Here is a 16,860-nt window from a genome sequence, read left to right as displayed (position 1 = left end):
TCGTGAGCACGCAGACGGGCGCCGGGACGCAGGAGCTAACGGTGGTGGGCAGATACGGAACCGCCGTCCTGTCGGCCGGGGCGCCGCCGCAAGTGCGTCTGTGTGTGCTCGAGGCCCTGGGCGGGCCGCCCCGCACCGACGCCGCCTCTGACCCCGCCCCTGGAGAGACCGGGGTGTGGGTGGACCCGGACCGCGCGCCCCGGTCCGCGCCCCTGCCCGAGACCGGCGTGTGGGTGGACACTGCCGACGAGGCCGACGAGGCCGACGAGGCCGACGAGGCGGCCCTGCGCGCGCAGGAGGACCAGGAGGGCGCGGAACAGTTCGAGCCCGGCGCCGACTCTGGGCGCCGTCGTCGCGGCCGGCGGGTCGACTCGGCGGACATGCCGGCCCTCGCGCCCGCCTCGGCGGATACGGCGGATGCCGCCGCGTCACCCGATTCCGGCGCCGACGCCACCCAGACGCTGGGGGAGGCCACCATTGCGCTGGTGACGGAGGCGACGCCGCCTCTGGTCCGTGCCGTCATGTGTGCCGCCGGGCATCCCAACCCGCCCGACGCGGCAGCCTGCCAGGCCTGCGCCGCCCCGCTCACCGGTGAGATTCGGCAGGTGCCGCGGCCGGTGCTGGCGGTGCTGAGCCTGTCCACCGGGCAGGCCGTGCCGGTGCGCGGCGACGTCGTCGTCGGCCGGGCCCCGCAGGCACCGGCCGGGTCCGAGGCGAGTACCCAGCTGATCACCGTGCCCAGCCCCGCCCACTTCGTATCCCGCTCGCACCTGGAGGTGAGCGTGGCCGGTTGGAGCTTGCTGGCTCGTGATCTCGGCTCCGCCAACGGCACGGTGCTGGTGCGGGCGGGCATGCCACCGGTGCTGCTGGCAAGCACCCTGCCCACGCCGCTGATCGTCGGCGACCTGCTCGACGTCGGCGACGGCGTGACCTTGCGCGTCGATCCGCCGCTGTGACCTGCGACCGCTTTCACGGGTGAGATGCGTTCACGGCGAACAGTTGGCGCGCCCATCCGTTACGCTGTTGTTAGCCAAGCAGAGTCGATGCGCAGCGAGCGGAGGACCCCATGAGCGACCTGACCTGGACCGAACTGCCCGAGGTCGACCCCGACCGTCCCGACGAGCTCGTCCTCGACTTCTCCGGCGAGGTCTACCGCGTCGGCACCGATGAGATCTTCGTCATCGGCCGCGGCGGCGACCTGGACATCGACGACAACCCCTACCTGCACCGCCGCTTCCTGGTGCTGCGTCACGACTCCGGCCTGTGGTGGATCGCCAACGAGGGCTCACGCCTGTCCGCCACGCTCACCGACGGCGACGGGCTGGTGCAGTCCCGGCTCGCCCCCGGCGCCAGCATGCCGCTGGTGTTCTCCCGCGTCATTCTGACCTTCTCCGCCGGGCCCACGACCTACGAGATCGACCTGATCACCGCCGAGGCCGGGCGCTTCGCCGGCATCGACGGCCACAGCCCGAGCCCGCGCGGTCAGACCACCATCGGCGCCACCCCCATGACCCGCTCCCAGCGGCTGCTCGTCCTCGCGCTGGCCGAGCCCGTGCTCAAGCGGGCCGGCACCGGCTCGGCCGAGATCCCCTCCTCGGCCTCGGCGGCCGCCCGCCTGGGCTGGTCGCTGACCAAGTTCAACCGCAAACTCGACAACGTCTGCGAGAAGCTCGACCGGGTGGGCGTGCGCGGGCTGCGCGGCGGACGCGTCGGCGGCGTCGCCTCCAACCGGCGGGCCGCGCTGGTGGAGCACGCCGTGTCCACCCTGATGGTGACCGCCGAGGACCTGCCCCTGCTGGACGAGGAGTACCAGGCGAACCGGGTCGCCGCCGCACAGGCCGCGGCCGGAGCCGAGTCCCGCGTGGACACCGCCCCGGTGCCGCACGACTCGGGCCGCGATGCGGGGAACGCCTGACAGGCCCTGTGGGGAGTAGTACCCACCACAGTACTGGGAAACGGTCGGGGAGCTCGTGTAGCCTCCCCGTGACAATGTGCTTGCGGCGTGCCCTGTATGGGCCGATCGTCCGGGGCAGAGCCAGAGGAGATTCATGAGCAATCAGCCAAATCCGTCGGGAGTCGGCGCTGCAGGCGCGGGCAACGGCTCCTTCCCGCCGCCCATCCCCCCGGTCCCACAGCCCTCGGCCGCGCCGACGCCGGCTCCGGCGGCCGCGCCGCCCACCCGGTCCGGCACCGGGCGCCGCGCCCGCACGGCCGCCGTCGTCGCCTCCTCCCCGGACACCGACTACCCCAGCACCCAGTCCCTACCCTCATCCGCCGAACTCGAGCGCGAGGCCGAGCGGACCTCCCGCTCCAACGCCTCCCCGCGCGCCGACGTCGAACGCGCCGGCGAACTGTTGGGCCGCGTCAGCGACATCTTCTCCCAGCGGGTGGTCGGGCAGGAGCAGCTGCGCCTGGCCCTGGTCTCCAGCCTCATCGCCGGGGGACACATCCTCCTCGAATCCGTGCCCGGCCTGGCCAAGACCACGGCCGCCCAGACGCTGGCCGCCGCCGTCTCCGGCACCTTCCACCGCATCCAGTGCACCCCCGACCTGATGCCCAACGACATCGTCGGTACCCAGGTCCTCAACTACGCCACCGGCGAGATGACCACCCAGCTCGGCCCGGTCCACGCCAACATCGTGCTGCTGGACGAGATCAACCGCTCCAGCGCCAAGACCCAGTCGGCGATGCTGGAGGCCATGCAGGAGCGGCAGACCTCCATCGGCGGGGTCATCTACCCGCTGCCGCAGCCCTTCATGGTGATGGCCACCCAGAACCCCATCGAGGAGGAGGGCACCTACGTGCTGCCCGAGGCCCAGATGGACCGCTTCCTGATGAAGGAGGTGCTGACCTACCCCAAGCCGGCGGAGGAGGCCGACGTACTGGACCGCATCTCCAACGGCGCCTTCGAGGAACCCATCCGCAACCGCCCCATCTCCACCGAGGACGTGGAGTGGCTGGCCGGTGCGGTCGAGCGCGTCTATGTGGACCCGGTCATCAAGCAGTACATCGTCGCCCTGGTCAACACCTCCCGCGGCGGCGGGCCGCGCCCCGTTCCGGGGCTCGAGCGGCACGTGCGCGTGGGCGCCTCCCCACGCGGCGGCATCGCCCTGATGAAGATCGCCCAGGCGGTCGCCCTGCAGGCCGGCCGCACCTATGTGACCCCCGACGATGTGCGGCTGCTGCGCTACGGGGTACTGCGCCACCGCCTGGTGCTCACCTACGACGCCCTGGCCGATGACATCGCGCCGGAGTCCATCATCGACGCGATCTTCGCGGCCGTCCCCACCCCCTGAGCGGCACGACACCATGACCAGCGATCCGGTCTCCGCAAACGCGCCCGAGCCGACCTCCGCCCGACGGCGGTCCGGCTCCCGGGTGGCGCGCGTGCGCGGGCGCCTGTCCCTGCCCACCCTGCGCCGCTCCACCAGCCTGCTGGACGGGCGCCACCGTTCCGTGTTCGTCGGCCACGGCCAGGACTTCGACGACTTGTCCAACTACCGGCCCGGCGACGACGTCACCGACATCGACTGGAAGGCCTCCGCCCGCATCGGCCAGCCGGTCATCAAGCGCTACCAGCGCGAGTCCAACCTGCCGCTGGTGCTCGCCGTCGACACCGGCCGCACCATGGCCGCCCAGGCCCCCAGCGGGGAGGACAAGCGCGAGCTCGTCCTCGCCGTCGCCGAGGTCTTCGCCTATCTGGCCCGCCTGCGCGGCGACACCGTGGCCCTGGTCGCCGCCGACACCGCCCGCGTGGTCTCCCGCCCGCCGCGGGCCGGCAGTGAGCACACCGAGATGATCCTGTCCCTGGTTCAGCGCCAGCTGGACGCCCTCACCCGCGGCGACGAACTGGCCCCCGGCGCGCCCGGTCCGGCCCTGTCCACCCTGCTGGAACGCGTCGGCACCTGGCACCGCCGCCGCAGCCTGGTGGTGCTGATTACCGACACCTCCCACCCCGATGCCGGCAGCGACCCGGCCGTAACCGACCGGCTGCGGCGCCTGTCCGCCCAGCACGAGCTCATCGCCATCCAGATCGCCGACGACACCCCGCTCGCGCCCGGCCGGGGGCGGGCCCGCGACGTCGAACTGACCGGCGAGATTCCCGCATTCCTGCGGGAAGACGCCAAACTGGCGGCCGGTCTGGCCGCCACCGAGGGGGCCCGCCGCGCCGCCGTGACCGCATTGCTGGACGCCCGTCACATCGAGCACACCGCCATCCACTCCGACGCCACTTTGGTGGACTCCATCGCCTCCCTGCTGGCCCGTCAACGCCTGGCGTCCCGCCGGGGCGGGGGGAGGCGCTGAGCGTGCCAGTCAACTATCCCGTGCTGATGCCCGTGTGGCTGGTGATCGTCGGCGTGGTCGTCCTGATCGCGGCCGCCGCCGTCATCCTGCGCGCCTTCCTGGTCACCCGTCGCGACACCGCCCGCACCGTTGGAGACATCCCCATGGCCGCCTCCGAGCGCAGCCAGTGGGTGCGCCGCGTCGACGAAGCCGCCGCCCGCTACCGCAGTGGCGAACTGGACCTGCGCGGACTGCACCTGGAATTGGCCGGCGCCCTGCGCGGCTTCGCCACCGCCCGCAGCGGTGAGGACATCGTCTCCGCCACCGTCCTGGAGATCCTCGACATGGCCGACACCGCCGGCCCCCGCTCCATTCTCGAGCGGCTGCGGCGGGTGCGCGCCAGCCGCCGTCCCCTGGACACCAATCCCCTCGGGCATGTCGGCGAGCTACTGGCCGTGTGGGAGCAGCCCTCCTTCGACCGCGACCCCGACGCCGCCGCCGACGCCGCCATCGGCGAGGCCAAGGAGGTGGTCACCCGATGGTGATGCCCTGGTTGGTAGTGCTGATCGTCCTGGCCGCCATCGCGGTGGTCGCCCTGGCCGCCACCGGCCATCTGCCCGGCGGCAGGTCTGCGCGCCGCGGTGCCGCACCACGGCGAATCGCCAACTCCGCCGCCCTGCTGACCAGCGCCGCCCTGCGGGAGCGGCTCACCCGGCGGCGCCTGCTGTACGCCGGGATGGGGGCCGTCCTAGCGGTCAGCCTGGCCGCCTCCGCCGCCCTGGCCGGCAGGCCGGTGGAGCGCACCGTGCGCAATGAGTCCCTGGCGAGCCGTGACATCGTGCTGTGCCTGGACATCTCCACCTCCATGGTGACCACCGACTCCAAGATCCTGGACACCTTCGCGCAACTGCTGGACACCTTCGAGGGGGAGCGGGTGTCGCTGGTCGTCTGGAACACCACCGCGCAGACGATCGTGCCGCTCACCGACGACTACGACCTGCTGCGCGATCAGTTCAACGAGATCGCCGACGTGCTCGACTTCGTGCCCGTGCGCGGCAACCCCGCCCTGGAGCGCTACTACCAGACCTTCCCCGGCACCTTCTCCGAAGACGTGCTCGCCTCCTCCCTGGCGGGGGACGGGCTCGCCTCCTGCACGCTCGCCTTCGACAACCAGGTCTCCGACCGCTCCCGCTCCATCATCCTGGCCACCGACAACCAGATCATCGACCCCTACGAGCAGCAGATCTACTCCGTGTCCGAGGCGGCCGACCTGGCCCAGGAGGACTCCATCCGCCTGTTCTCCCTGTTCGGTGCCGACCCGGAACTGGCCGACCCGGACGTGTCCGGCAAGGACGTGGACGAGGCCCGCGAGGACCTGCGCGACATCACCACCGAGCACGACGGCCGCTTCTACGAGGTGGACGACGCCGACACCGCCGGCCAGATCGTCCAGGAGCTGGAGTCCGACCAGATCGACGAGCTGGACACCAACACGCAGGTGCGCGTCACCGACGTGCCCGAGCGGGCCGCCGCCCTGCTGTCGGTGTTCGTACTGGCCTTCCTGGCCGTGGCCGCATGGAGGCGCGCATGAGCCTGGTGCCCCTGTTCGGTTGGCCGTTGACGATCCTGGCGGCGCTCGTCGTCGTCGCCGCGCTGGCCGTCTCCGCCCGCTGGCTGCTGCGCGACGGCGCCGACCCGGGCGCCCGCACCACCTGGTGGCGGCGCGTGGCGCTGGGCGCGGTCATGGTGCTCATCCTGGCCGGTCCCAGCCTGGCCGCAACGGAGGCGGTGGCCGTATCCAACGTGGAGATCTACCTGGTGGTGGACCGTACCGGCTCCATGGCCGCCGAGGACTGGGCGGGCGGTCCCGATGCCGGCGGCGGCACCCGCCTGGACGGGGTGCGCGCCGACCTGACCGCCATTCGCGAGGCCTACCCCGACGCCCGCTTCAGCGTGATCGCCCTGGACTCCACGGCCGCCCGCGAGCTGCCGCTGACCCGCGACGTCAACGCCGTCGACGCCTGGATCGGTGCGCTGCAGCAGGAGATCACCGGCCGCTCCCACGGCTCCTCCCTGGAGCGTGCTCTGCCGCTGCTGGCCCAGACCCTCGTCGCGGCCGCCGACTCCAGTCCCGAGGACGCCCGGCTGGTGTACATCCTGTCCGACGGCGAGGCCACCGACGACGGTGCCGGCGCCGACGAGGCCGCAGCCGCCGGGATCAGTTGGGAACAACTGGCGGAAGTGGTCGACGGCGGCGCGGTGCTCGGGTACGGCACCGAGTCCGGCGGCTCCATGCGGGCCTTCGACGGCTCCGGGAGCGACAATGCCGACTACATCACCGACCCGGAGACCGGCGAGGCGGCCGTGTCCGTTCCCGACACCGCCGAATTGCAGTCCGTCGCCGACGCCCTGGGGATCACCTACCTGCAGCGCACCGGCAGTGACGACGACCCCACCAGCGCCTTCACCGATCAGGACGTCGAACAGGTTCTGTCCGACGGCCGCGAGCGCAGCCGCTACAGCCATTACATGATCTGGCCGTTGGGCGTGATCGCCGCCGGCCTGCTCATCTGGGAGGGTGTTGCCCTCATCCGCGCCGACCGGGCCCTGCAGGACCTGACCCGTCCCGCCGTCGGCACCCGACCGAGCCAGGTAGGAGGCCCCCGATGACTACCGCCGGCACCCCGGACCCCACCGGCCTGCCCGGCGGGAACGATGCCTTCCGCCCCGGCGCCCGTAGCGAGGCCGACGCCGCCGACTACGCCGCGCGCGTCGGCATCACCGACTCCGCCGACTCCGCCCCCGAGTCCCCCCATCACCGGCGGGCCCGGCTGGCGCGGCGCCGCCGCCTGCTGACCTGGCAGGGGATCCCGGCCACCGTCGTCGCCGTCGTCGGGGTGTGGATGCTGTCGGTGTGGGGACTGACCTTCGCCGGCAACCATGCGGTCGTGGACGGCAGCTACACCACCGCGATCGGCCGCTACCGGGCGGTGGAGCGCCTGAACCCGTGGCTGGAGCAGTGGCGCGTGCACTACAACCTGGGCACCGCCCAGCTGCTGGACGATCAGCTCGACACCGCGGTGAGCGAACTGGAGGAGGCACTGGGGACCGCCCCCGCCGCCGGCACCGTGCAGGTGAAGGACGACGAGGGCAACGTGGTCACGATCCTGGACCCGGAGTCGCCCGAGTGCCTGGTGCGGGTGAACCTTTACGTCACCCACCTGTCACTGGCCGCGCAGGCCGCGGAGGCGGATGACGCGGATACCTCGGAGGCGGAGCAGGACGCGGCCGTGGAGGCGGCCGGCGAGTGCGAGGTGCCGCCGCCCCCGCAGCCCGACCCACCGCAGCCCGACCCCAGCACGTCCTCTTCGGAACCGCCCACCGCCGAGCCGACGCCGTCGGACGGGTCCACGGGAACGCCCTCCGCGGAGCCGACCGCCACCGGGCAGGGGGATTCATCGGCGTCGCCGTCGCCGAGTCCTTCACCCTCCCCCACACCCACCGACGCCAAGCGCCAGAAACTTGAGGATCGCAACGGTGATGCCAATTCCACCACCGGATCCGGCGGCGGGTACGGACGTCAGTGGTGAGACGTCCGCAGCAGCAGTACTAGCAGGCCGGCGGGGCGTCAGCCGGCGGCGCGGGCGGGCCGGGGTGTCGGTTCGGTGACGTGCGGGGGCCGCACCGCGGGAACGGCATGGTCCGGCGTTGGTGCCCCCACGGCGCGCAGCACGAAGGTGTCCAGGGCGTCGAGGTAGGCGGCGCGTGCACGCGGCTCGGTCGGTGCGGGGCGGCCGCCCAGCACGCAGGCGTGGATCAGCGGGATCACCAGCGCCGGGTCTTGGCGGGGGATGGCGCCGGCGTCCATCGCGTCGGACAGGATCTGGGTGAGCATCGTCGTCATTTGCTCGGCGTGGGCGTGCAGGCGACCGGCCGTGCTGCGGGAGACCGAGCGCGCCAGCGGGCCGGTGGCCGGGAAGTGATAGTGACGCTTGATCAGTGCCTGTTGGCGCACGTAGACGCGCAGTCGGTCGATGGGGTCGGCGACGTTGCTCAGGGCCTGGGCGAGCTCCTTGGCGTAGCGGCCGGTCTCGTGCTCCATGAAGGCTAGGAGCAGGTCCTCCTTGTCCGTGAAGTGGTTGTACACGGCGGTGCGGCCGACGCCGGCGCGGGCGGCCACGTCGGACAGGGTGATCTTGTCGAAGGGCCGTTGGGCGAGCAGGTCGGACAGGGCGTCGAACAGGGCGCGGCGGGTGCGCTCGCGGTGTTCGGCGAGTGAGTTACCCATGATCTTCGGCATGAGGACACCCTAACCCTTAAGGTGACGGAGCGGCGAGAAGTGTCAGCAAGTGAGCTCTTGGCATTTGTGGGTGCCGTGAGCGGGCGGGTGACGGTCCGTGTGTTCCGCTGACGGTTCGGCGCCTTCGCCCGACGGATCGTGCGTTCTGTTGACGGTTCGTGCGTTCTGTTGACGGTTCGTGTGTTGCGGTCGGCGATTCGGCACTTCTTGCGACGGTTCGTGGGTGTGATGTCTCAGGACATCGGTGACAGTTTTGTGTCAGGACATCGGTGACAGTTCGTGGGTTGTTGGGGGTGACAGTTCTGGTGTGCTTTTGGGCGCATGAGCTCAGTCAGGAAGTCCAACAGTAGTGGTGTTGATCCGCGTGTGCGTCTGGCGATCGCCCGGTGGCCTGATGACGCCCCGCGCGGGGCGGTGACCACGTTCTGCGAACAGGAGGGCATCTCCCGCAAGACCTTCTATGTGCTGCGGGCCCGAGCCCGAGCTGACGGGGAGGCCGCGGTACTCGAGCCCCGCTCCCGCCGTCCTCGCACAAGCCCGGGACGCATAAGCGACCAGGTACGCTCCCAGGCCCTTGACGTGCGTGCCGCGCTGGAACGCTCTGGCCTGGATTGCGGCCCGATCAGCGTGCACGACAAGATGCGGGCCATGGGCCTCAAGGCGCCCTCGCCGACATCACTGGCCCGCATCTTTCGCTCCGCCGGCGTGGCCCGAGCCGAGCCCACGAAGAGGCCCCGGGCGGCATGGCGCCGGTTTGTCTATCCGGCCCCGAACGCCTGCTGGCAGACGGGGCGCCACCGAGTACGTCCTCGCCGGAGGACGCGAGGTCGTCATCTTCCAGCTCATCGACGACCACTCCCGCCTGGCGGTGGCATCCCTGGTCGCCGCCGCCGAGACCAGCCAGGCGGCTATCGCGGTATTCGACCGGGCCGTCGCCCGCTACGGGGTGCCCCAGCGGCTACTGACCGACAACGGGACGGCCCTGAACCCCACCCGACGCGGCCGCAAAGGCAAACTGGTCGACCACGTGCGCACCCTGGGGGTAGAACCCATCACCTCCAAGCCCTATAAGCCCACCACCCAGGGCAAGAACGAGCGCTTCCACCAGACTCTGTTCCGCTACCTCGACAACCAGCCCCTGGCCCACACCATCGAAGAGCTACAAGCCCAAGTCGACGCCTTCGACCACATCTACAACACCGAGCGAGGACACCAGGCCCTGCCCGGGAGGATGACACCCCAGCAGGCGTGGGACGCCACCCCCGTCGCCGCCCCGCCACGCCCCAAGCACCACGAGCCCGTATCCGTCGGCGGCATCCCCACACAACCCCGCCCCAGGCGCCGGCCCACAACACCGCCCTCAGGGCAGCGCCAAGGCACCATCGGGGCTAACGGAGTGGTCAGCCTGGCCGGTATCAGCTTCTTGGTATCCAGAACCCACGCACACCAGCCAGTGACCATCACCTGGGACCCCCACCAAGTCGCCTTCACCGACACCCAAGGCGAGATCCTGGCCCAGTACCCCTGGCCCGCACCCGGCGTCCGTTACGTCTCCACCCACACACACCCAACCCCACCAACCACCACAACTGTCACCGATGTCCTGACACACCAAGTGTCACCGATGTCCTGACACAAAACTGTCACCGATGTCCTGAGACATCACAGCGACGGTACGTACCTCTAGGTGCCGAACCGTCGCAGGAAGTGCCGAACCGTTGCTGCTAGGTGACGAACCGTCACTGGAACACACGAACCGTACACCCCGCCGCCGCCCCGCGACTACGTCCTGATCCGCCCGAACACGACCTCATACGCCCGAGAACGACCTCTGAGCGGCTAAAACGTCCTCGTCTGCCCGAGGACGTCCTGTGTCCGGCGAGAACGTCCTCGTCAGCCCGAAAACGACCTCCCACACCCGAACACGACCACCCCACAACAACCCGCGGGCCCGAACCACCACCCCCACAAACACGAAGAATTGGGTAAACTTCATGTGGTTCCTGTGGCCGGCGTTTGTAGCGGTGGGAGAGACCATGAGGGCTTCATGGGCGGCGGTTCTGCTTTTGGGGGCGGCGATACTTGCGGGCTGTTCCGGGCCTGACCTGTCTGGCGATGCTGAGGAAATCGCTAAGAATGTTCAAGCGCAGGTGTCTTCGGCTCAGACTGTCGAGCGGTCGGATGTCGATGACGAGTCTTTACTCTATCAATATGAGATGCGGGAATGGGTGCGCTCTGTCGCCGTCATTTACGATTCCCAGTACGAATGCGTCAATGGCTTGGAGTATGATCGCCGGTGTCGGGTTGTGGTTGAGGAGTTCGATACGGAGGATCATGCTGAGCAGCGCGCTAGGTATTTGAATGGGTATTCGTCTGCGAATCCTCCGGATATCGTTGTGCCGCATGTGTTGGGCAGATATGTGGTGTGGTTTCAAGATGAGATGCCTGAGGATGTGAGGCAGGACTACCTTGATGCGCTGAGGTGAGGCTGCGAACCACTTCGTATGTCGGCCAGCTGAAGCGGTTCGCAGCCTCGTTTCTCAGGGTGCTCCTAGAAAGTGCCGCTGTTCAAGCGGCGCTGTAGCGCCATTACGGCTTGTGAGGGGGCAGAAATCGACCCATCCTGGGTGGTTCCCAAGCGCTTCTGAAGTGCACGAATGGTTATCGGCCCGATAAGGCCGTCGGCCGTTACGCCGCATTTGCGTTGGACCTGACTCCTGACAGGTCGCTGGGGTGATTGGGGTTTTTCGTTGGTGTGGTGTGGTTGGGTTGGTGGTTGTGGGGCACTAATCCGGTGGCGGTAGAGTGATGGTGTGTGAGCCCGTATGTTCGTAAGGTGCGTACCGCGTCGGGGGCTACGGCTGTGCAGATCGTGGCTAAGGAGCACGGTGTGCGCCGGGTTGTGGAGCACCTGGGCTCGGCCCACGATGAGGCGGAGCTGGCGGCCCTGATTCAGGCCGGCAGGGAGAAGATCCGGGGAGGCCAGGGGGTGCTGGACCTGGCCGGCCTGACACCTCAGGCTGCCCGCCAGGCCGCCCCGGCGGTAGTCGTCGGGCAGCGCTCTGCCCTGCTGTGGGACGTGCTGTGTGGTGCGTATGAGGCCCTGGGGCTGGATGAAGCGGTGGGTGGGGATGAGGGGTTTATGCAGATGGTGCTGGCCCGTCTGGTCGAGCCCACCAGTAAGGAGCAGGTCCCCGCCGTGCTGGGAGAACTCGGAATTGATGCCCTAACCCCACGCTCCTTGTTCCGGTCCCTGGCCCGCTGCATTACTGGCGACTACCGCTCCCGTATTCAGGCCGCCTGCCTGCGGCACGTGAGTGCCGGCGGGGACCTGTCCCTGTGCCTATACGACGTGACCACCTTGTACTTCGAGGTCGAGAAGGAGGACTCCCTGCGGCGGGTGGGGTACTCCAAGGAGAGGCGGGTCGACCCGCAGGTCATCGTGGGGCTGCTGGTGGATAGGGCCGGCTTCCCCCTACAGATCGGCTGCTGGGAGGGCAACAAGGCCGAGACCAGCACGTTGATCCCCATGGTCGAGGAGTTCCGGAAGGCTTCCAACATTGAGCACCTGGTGGTGGTGGCCGATGCCGGCATGCTCTCCGCGGCCAACCTCGAAGCGCTCGACCAGGCCGGCTTGGGGTTCATCGTCGGGTCCCGCATGACCAAGGCGCCGGCGGACCTGGCCGCCCATTTCCGCTGGCACGGGGACGCCCTGGCCGACGGGCAGGTGATCGATACGATCACCCCACGTCGAGGCACGCGCTCGACCGAGAGGGACGACAAGACGCGTGATGAGCCCGTCTGGAGCCCAGTGGAGTTCCCGGGCTCGTGGCGGGCGATCTGGGCCTATAGCGCGCGCCGGTTCGCTCGGGACAACAAGACCCTGACCGCGCAGGAGAACCGGGCGCGGGCGGTGGTCGCCGGCCACAGGCGCCCCAAGGGCACCCGCTTCGTCACCACCCGTAAGGGCGACCAGGTGCTCGACGAGAAGGCTCTGGCTCGCGCTAAGCGGCTCGCGGGACTGAAAGGCTACGTGACCAATATCCCCGCCACCGTGATGCCCGCCAGTGAAGTGATCGCCTCCTACCACGAGCTGTGGCACGTGGAGCAGTCCTTCCGAATGAGCAAGCACGACCTGCGGGCCAGGCCCGTCTTCCACCACACCCACGACGCCATCCAGGCCCATCTCACCGTGGTGATGGCATCCCTGGCCGTCGCCCGCCACCTACAACAAGCCACCGGTGTGAGCATCAAGCGGCTCGTCCGCGAACTGAAGCCACTTCAGGAAGTCACAATCACCATCAACGGACACCAAATAACCGCCCAGCCCCAGACCACCCAGACCGCACAGCAAATCCTCAACAACCTGAACGCCGCAGGGCACTAAACTGTCAGGACTCAGGTCGGAGAAACCTTCCCGCGTTTCGAGAAGGAGCTTTGGGGGATAGGGAATGAACCCGGCCTCTGCGGGCGTCCCGGTTCGCCTCGCGTGGTTGCGAGATAGTGGTGTGGAGCCTCGGGGTAGTGGAATCGACGTCGGATTCGACGCGGATCGCGCTTAATAGGCGCCGTGTGTTTATTGATGTGGCGGCGAAGTGGTGCGTGACGGGGTTGGCGCGACGTCCTACCCCGCTCGCAGGCACAGTGCGGCAGAACGAAGCGGCGGGGATACGGTTCCTCTACCGTGTTGATGGGGCGCCGGGTAAGACATCGGGCACCGAGAGGCTACGGTATTCGGTGGCCTGCCCGGCGCTTCGGAGTTATCTACGTGCTTACAGCGTAGAGGTGCCTGTGGCTTGATGCCGTCCCAGATAATTCCCGCTAGCGGAATATGGGCGTGCGGGATACTGGTGCTACTTGCCGTAGAGCAGTGTGGCGAGGTGCTCCAGGGCGGCGCTTCGGCGCCGGTAGGCCGAACTCCTTTCGACAAGGAAGTGTTCGCACACTCGTTGTATGGGTGAACCGGACGACGCCTCGCTGTCGTTGGTGAGGAAGCAGGTCTCTAGAATCCACCGCTCGTCATCAGTGAGAGCTCGCCAGGCCGGAACGAACCAATTCATGTACTCGCGGGCCTGAAGATACCGGCGTTGGCGGTTATCGATCCGCTCCAAGTGCGCTACGATGCGCTCCTCCGATGCATGCGGGTTGAGGCCAGCGGCGGGTACGCCATCCAGGCGCGGTTGGGCCGGGACGGGCGCGTCTTCTGCGATACGATTAAGATCGTTCTCGGTGTTGTTGAGGATTGTCTCTATGGTGGAGTAATCACGCATGGCCTTGATGGCTGCTTCGCGGCGGTCTACGTACTTCCAGGTGATGTCCGTAACAAGGGCGATCATCGATCTTTCTCTTTCAGGGTGATGTCTTGAGCTGCGTGGACGAGTGTGGTTGCAACGCATGCGGAACGCGGCGCGACACAAGTCCTAGCATGCAAGTTTATTGATCATGGCAAAATAGAAGCGCTCGAGAAAGCGCTGTTGTCGGCTGATGGGTTTGCGTGAGACCGTAGGAGGAAAGCGGTGAGAGCAGGGGGTGCTATCCGCGGTGGGTGCGGTAGTCACTAGCCCGAGCGAGGTGTTGGACGTCATTAATGTGATGTCTGCTGTGGGTGCCTATAGTCGATCGTGGTATCATGCTCCTGTCTGGGTGGTTTGTGTTTGTGGTGACAGGAGATGTGATGAAGTTTTCAAGGGTGGCGGTTCTGCTTTTGGGGGCGGCGATACTTGCGGGATGTTCCGGGCCTGACCTGTCTGGCGATGCTGAGGAAATCGCTAAGAATGTTCAGAGGCGAGTGCCGTCGGCAAAGACCGCAATAGTCCAGTCGGAGGGTGATCATGATTATTTGATGTACCAACCTTTGATGCAGGAAGGGGTGCGGTCGATTGTGGTTGTATATGACTCCCAATATGAATGCTTCAATGATCTGGATGATGAGGATAGGTGTCGCGTAGGAATCGAGGAGTTCGATACCGAAGAGCATGCCAAGGAACGCGGCGATTACTTAGAGGGTTTCTCGTCTGTGAACCCGCCCAATATTATCGTTCCACATGTGTTGGGCAGATATGTGGTGTGGTTTCAAGATGAGATGCCTGAGGATGTGAGGCAGGACTACCTTGATGCACTGGGGTGAGGCTGCGAACCGCTTCGCGGGGATACGGTGAAGCGGTTCGCAGCAGCGTTCTTCAGGGTGACTCTAGGCGTTGCCGCTGTTCAAGCGGTGCTGCTGTGTTTATTGATTGCGCCGTGCGGCACAACAGGGGTGCGAGATGGTGTGGCGGCGTCATTGCCTCCCTAGGCGCTGATTGGGGACAGTGGTGTAGATCTTGGATTTGGCGAGGCCCGGAGAGCCGGTTAGGCTTTCCGGGCCTCGGAGTTTTCTACGTGCTTACAGCGTAGAGGGTCTTGTGGGCGTATGTCGTCCCGGCTTTTTCCCAGCACTGGGTTGTGGCCAGAGGCGAGTAGTGCTCGTCGTCGTTGAGCAGTTCGGTCGGTTGCGCCGGCGCCACACCGGGTCGCCGTTAGCCTCGAACTCTTCGCTACACCCGGGGGCACATAAGCAAGTGGAGGATCGCCTTCAGGATCGGCTGGTCGGCGGGCAGCCAGGGCAGGGTGGCGACCTTATCCAGCGGTACCCAACTCAGCGCGGCGTGCGCCTCGCCGAGGTGGGGCGGCGTCCCGATGGGCTCGGCGAGCCACACGCGCATGCGGTAGCCGTGCATTGCCGGCCAGGCCGGGCTGTCGTCACCCGGGAAAACGGTGCCATCCGGCTGCGCGTCGGAGACCTGTATGCCTGCGGAGGTGGCCGCGGCATCACCCCGTCGGGAGGCCCGGGTTGGCGGCGGCACCGCCAGGTCGGGGGAGGGGAGAACCTCGGCGCCCAGCCGCACACTCAGGTCGAGCTCCTCGGCGAGCTCGCGCATCAGCGCGGCCGTCGGGGTCTCGCCAGGCTCCACCTTCCCGCCGGGGAACTCGTACTGGCCGACGTGCTCGGCCGGGTACGACCGCGCCGTGCACAGCAGCCTCGGCGGCGCGGCGTGCGCGGTGGAGAAAGCCGGAGCGGTGGTGTGCGGCGCGGGCGGAGCGGTTGATGGCCCGGCCGCCGTCCGGCCCCAGGGCGGCAGTTGGTCCACTATGGCGGCGGCCACCACCAGGCGGCCGGGGCGGACACGACGCGTTTCGAGCATGGACCGACCCTAGGTGACGCGCACCGAGGCCGGTCGGGGCCATGGCCGGTTGGGTTCAGCTGTCATGGAATGCACCACTTTCAACCCGCCCTGCCATTGGATCGCCTTGATAACCGCGTCATCGTGCGACCCGGCGATGTTACAAGTGGTGGAGCCGTCTTAAAGTGGTGCATCCTGTGACAGCATCCGCTTGAATCACGGCCGGTGAAACGTGCTCGGGCTGCGTTTGGGGCTTGGCATCCCTGCACAGGAGCACCTGGCAGACTGCGGGCGGTGACCATGATCAGCACGCACGCAATCGACACCACAATGCTCGCCGCGGCGGGGCCGACCCCGGACGCTGCCGCGGCGACCCCCGGCGCCGCCGGTTTCTGGGGCGGGGTGCTTGCCCGGGTTGCCGCCACTACGCCGCCCGACCCGCGGCTGCTGTGGCCCGCGGCGGCGGTCGTCGCCCTGGCGTGGGCGCTGCCGGTGGTGCGCCGGTGGGCGCGAGCACTGACCACGCTCGTACACGAGGCCGGACACGCCGCCGTCGGCATGCTGGTAGGACGCCGCTTCCACGGCTTCGTCGTCGCGGGAGACCTGTCCGGGCGGGCGGTCACCTCCGGCCGCAGCCGCGGGCCCGGCCGCTGCATCACGGCCTGGGCCGGCTACCCGATGCCCGCGATTGTCGGGGCGGGCGCCGTGCTCGCCGCCCTGTCGGGCTGGGCGGGCGCGGTGTTGGCGGTGGCGCTGGTGGTATTGGTCGTGCTGCTGGCGATGAGCCGATCCGTGCGCACCGCAGTACTGGTGACGTTGTGCGGCGCGGCGGTGGCGGCCCTGTGGTGGTGGGGTGACGCCACCGCAGCCGTGCCGCTGCGCGCCGGCGTGGTGGCAGGCGTTGGACTGCTGCTGCTGGCCGGGGCGTGGGAATCACTCGGCGACGTCGCCCGCTCGCGTGACGGCGGCGCCGACCACCGCACACTGGGGGCGCTCACCCCCCTACCGGCCGGATTCTGGTGGTTGACCTGGACGCTGGTCGACGCCGGTGCTACCTGGCTGGTCGTGCGCGCCGTCGCCGAGCTGTGGTGAGGGATGTGATTCGTCAGGTGTCCG

The 16,860-nt window shown here is 68.4% G+C and carries 15 protein-coding genes and 1 pseudogene; 13 read left to right on the top strand and 3 right to left on the bottom strand.

Going from position 1 to position 16,860, the window contains the following annotated elements:
• Nucleotides 1–2 precede the first annotated feature (2 nt).
• The 8 genes from C3B71_RS14625 to C3B71_RS14590 all read left to right on the top strand — a co-directional run bounded on the left by C3B71_RS14625 (nt 3) and on the right by C3B71_RS14590 (nt 7,874).
• Nucleotides 3–956, top strand: coding sequence for an FHA domain-containing protein (locus C3B71_RS14625; protein WP_146752419.1), 954 nt, complete (start codon nt 3–5; stop codon nt 954–956).
• A gap of 110 nt (nt 957–1,066) precedes the next feature.
• On the top strand, nt 1,067–1,915 hold the full coding sequence (locus C3B71_RS14620; protein ID WP_073328031.1) for a hypothetical protein: 849 nt from the start codon (nt 1,067–1,069) through the stop codon (nt 1,913–1,915).
• Nucleotides 1,916–2,048: 133 nt separating this feature from the next.
• On the top strand, nt 2,049–3,296 hold the full coding sequence (locus C3B71_RS14615) for an AAA family ATPase (RefSeq protein ID WP_108969033.1): 1,248 nt from the start codon (nt 2,049–2,051) through the stop codon (nt 3,294–3,296).
• Between the two features lie 13 nt (nt 3,297–3,309).
• Nucleotides 3,310–4,305, top strand: a complete 996-nt coding sequence (locus C3B71_RS14610; protein ID WP_108969031.1) for a DUF58 domain-containing protein — start codon at nt 3,310–3,312, stop codon at nt 4,303–4,305.
• 2 nt (nt 4,306–4,307) lie between these two features.
• Complete coding sequence (locus C3B71_RS14605; protein WP_108969029.1) at nt 4,308–4,829, top strand: alpha-amylase; 522 nt, start codon at nt 4,308–4,310, stop codon at nt 4,827–4,829.
• Nucleotides 4,823–5,875: a VWA domain-containing protein gene (locus tag C3B71_RS14600; protein ID WP_073328038.1), complete on the top strand. Its 1,053-nt coding sequence runs from the start codon at nt 4,823–4,825 to the stop codon at nt 5,873–5,875. Before C3B71_RS14605 ends, C3B71_RS14600 begins: the two co-directional genes overlap by 7 nt.
• Nucleotides 5,872–6,954: a vWA domain-containing protein gene (locus C3B71_RS14595; RefSeq protein WP_108969027.1), complete on the top strand. Its 1,083-nt coding sequence runs from the start codon at nt 5,872–5,874 to the stop codon at nt 6,952–6,954. The genes C3B71_RS14600 and C3B71_RS14595 overlap by 4 nt, the downstream gene beginning before the upstream one ends.
• Entirely contained in the window at nt 6,951–7,874 is a 924-nt protein-coding gene (locus C3B71_RS14590; RefSeq protein WP_108969024.1) for a tetratricopeptide repeat protein, read from the top strand. The genes C3B71_RS14595 and C3B71_RS14590 overlap by 4 nt, the downstream gene beginning before the upstream one ends.
• A 38-nt stretch (nt 7,875–7,912) precedes the next feature.
• Here C3B71_RS14590 and C3B71_RS14585 read toward each other — a convergent pair whose 3' ends face one another.
• A complete protein-coding gene (locus C3B71_RS14585) occupies nt 7,913–8,584 on the bottom strand; it encodes a TetR/AcrR family transcriptional regulator (RefSeq protein ID WP_108969022.1) in 672 nt (223 codons plus the stop codon).
• 321 nt (nt 8,585–8,905) lie between these two features.
• Between C3B71_RS14585 and C3B71_RS14580 the strand changes: the two are divergent.
• The 3 genes and pseudogenes from C3B71_RS14580 to C3B71_RS14565 all read left to right on the top strand — a co-directional run bounded on the left by C3B71_RS14580 (nt 8,906) and on the right by C3B71_RS14565 (nt 12,971).
• Nucleotides 8,906–10,217, top strand: a pseudogene (locus C3B71_RS14580) (integrase core domain-containing protein).
• A gap of 238 nt (nt 10,218–10,455) precedes the next feature.
• Nucleotides 10,456–11,070 (top strand): hypothetical protein, encoded by a 615-nt coding sequence (locus tag C3B71_RS14570; protein WP_146752451.1) that lies wholly within the window; start codon nt 10,456–10,458, stop codon nt 11,068–11,070.
• Nucleotides 11,071–11,399: 329 nt separating this feature from the next.
• Nucleotides 11,400–12,971: an IS1634 family transposase gene (locus tag C3B71_RS14565; protein WP_108969015.1), complete on the top strand. Its 1,572-nt coding sequence runs from the start codon at nt 11,400–11,402 to the stop codon at nt 12,969–12,971.
• A 466-nt stretch (nt 12,972–13,437) separates the two neighbouring features.
• Here the strand turns inward: C3B71_RS14565 and C3B71_RS14560 are convergent, their stop codons facing one another.
• Nucleotides 13,438–13,920, bottom strand: coding sequence for a hypothetical protein (locus C3B71_RS14560; RefSeq protein WP_108969013.1), 483 nt, complete (start codon nt 13,918–13,920; stop codon nt 13,438–13,440).
• A 293-nt stretch (nt 13,921–14,213) separates the two neighbouring features.
• Between C3B71_RS14560 and C3B71_RS14555 the strand changes: the two genes are divergently transcribed.
• Nucleotides 14,214–14,711 carry a hypothetical protein gene (locus C3B71_RS14555; RefSeq protein ID WP_159097717.1) on the top strand — a complete coding sequence of 166 codons (498 nt, stop codon included), beginning with the start codon at nt 14,214–14,216 and terminating at the stop codon, nt 14,709–14,711.
• A gap of 406 nt (nt 14,712–15,117) precedes the next feature.
• On the opposite strand, the gene C3B71_RS14550 is transcribed toward C3B71_RS14555, so the two are convergent.
• Nucleotides 15,118–15,765 (bottom strand): (deoxy)nucleoside triphosphate pyrophosphohydrolase, encoded by a 648-nt coding sequence (locus tag C3B71_RS14550; RefSeq protein WP_108969009.1) that lies wholly within the window; start codon nt 15,763–15,765, stop codon nt 15,118–15,120.
• 273 nt (nt 15,766–16,038) lie between these two features.
• Between C3B71_RS14550 and C3B71_RS14545 the strand changes: the two genes are divergently transcribed.
• A complete protein-coding gene (locus C3B71_RS14545; protein ID WP_234415949.1) occupies nt 16,039–16,836 on the top strand; it encodes a M50 family metallopeptidase in 798 nt (265 codons plus the stop codon).
• The last annotated feature ends 24 nt before the right edge of the window (nt 16,837–16,860 follow it).

The sequence above is a fragment of the Actinomyces sp. Z16 genome, from assembly GCF_003111765.1.
In the GTDB taxonomy this organism is placed as follows: domain Bacteria; phylum Actinomycetota; class Actinomycetes; order Actinomycetales; family Actinomycetaceae; genus Actinomyces; species Actinomyces glycerinitolerans.
This window is presented reverse-complemented; position numbering and strand designations above follow the sequence as displayed.

Bases quoted from the DNA above. Each gene is read 5' to 3' on its own strand.
- C3B71_RS14615 (WP_108969033.1), top strand. From the start codon at position 2,049: ATGAGCAATCAGCCAAATCCGTCGGGAGTCGGCGCTGCAGGCGCGGGC.
- C3B71_RS14595 (WP_108969027.1), top strand. From the start codon at position 5,872: ATGAGCCTGGTGCCCCTGTTCGGTTGGCCGTTGACGATCCTGGCGGCG.
- C3B71_RS14550 (WP_108969009.1), bottom strand. From the start codon at position 15,765: ATGCTCGAAACGCGTCGTGTCCGCCCCGGCCGCCTGGTGGTGGCCGCC.
- C3B71_RS14555 (WP_159097717.1), top strand. From the start codon at position 14,214: ATGCTCCTGTCTGGGTGGTTTGTGTTTGTGGTGACAGGAGATGTGATG.
- C3B71_RS14560 (WP_108969013.1), bottom strand. From the start codon at position 13,920: ATGATCGCCCTTGTTACGGACATCACCTGGAAGTACGTAGACCGCCGC.
- C3B71_RS14600 (WP_073328038.1), top strand. From the start codon at position 4,823: ATGGTGATGCCCTGGTTGGTAGTGCTGATCGTCCTGGCCGCCATCGCG.
- C3B71_RS14610 (WP_108969031.1), top strand. From the start codon at position 3,310: ATGACCAGCGATCCGGTCTCCGCAAACGCGCCCGAGCCGACCTCCGCC.
- C3B71_RS14620 (WP_073328031.1), top strand. From the start codon at position 1,067: ATGAGCGACCTGACCTGGACCGAACTGCCCGAGGTCGACCCCGACCGT.
- C3B71_RS14585 (WP_108969022.1), bottom strand. From the start codon at position 8,584: ATGCCGAAGATCATGGGTAACTCACTCGCCGAACACCGCGAGCGCACC.
- C3B71_RS14590 (WP_108969024.1), top strand. From the start codon at position 6,951: ATGACTACCGCCGGCACCCCGGACCCCACCGGCCTGCCCGGCGGGAAC.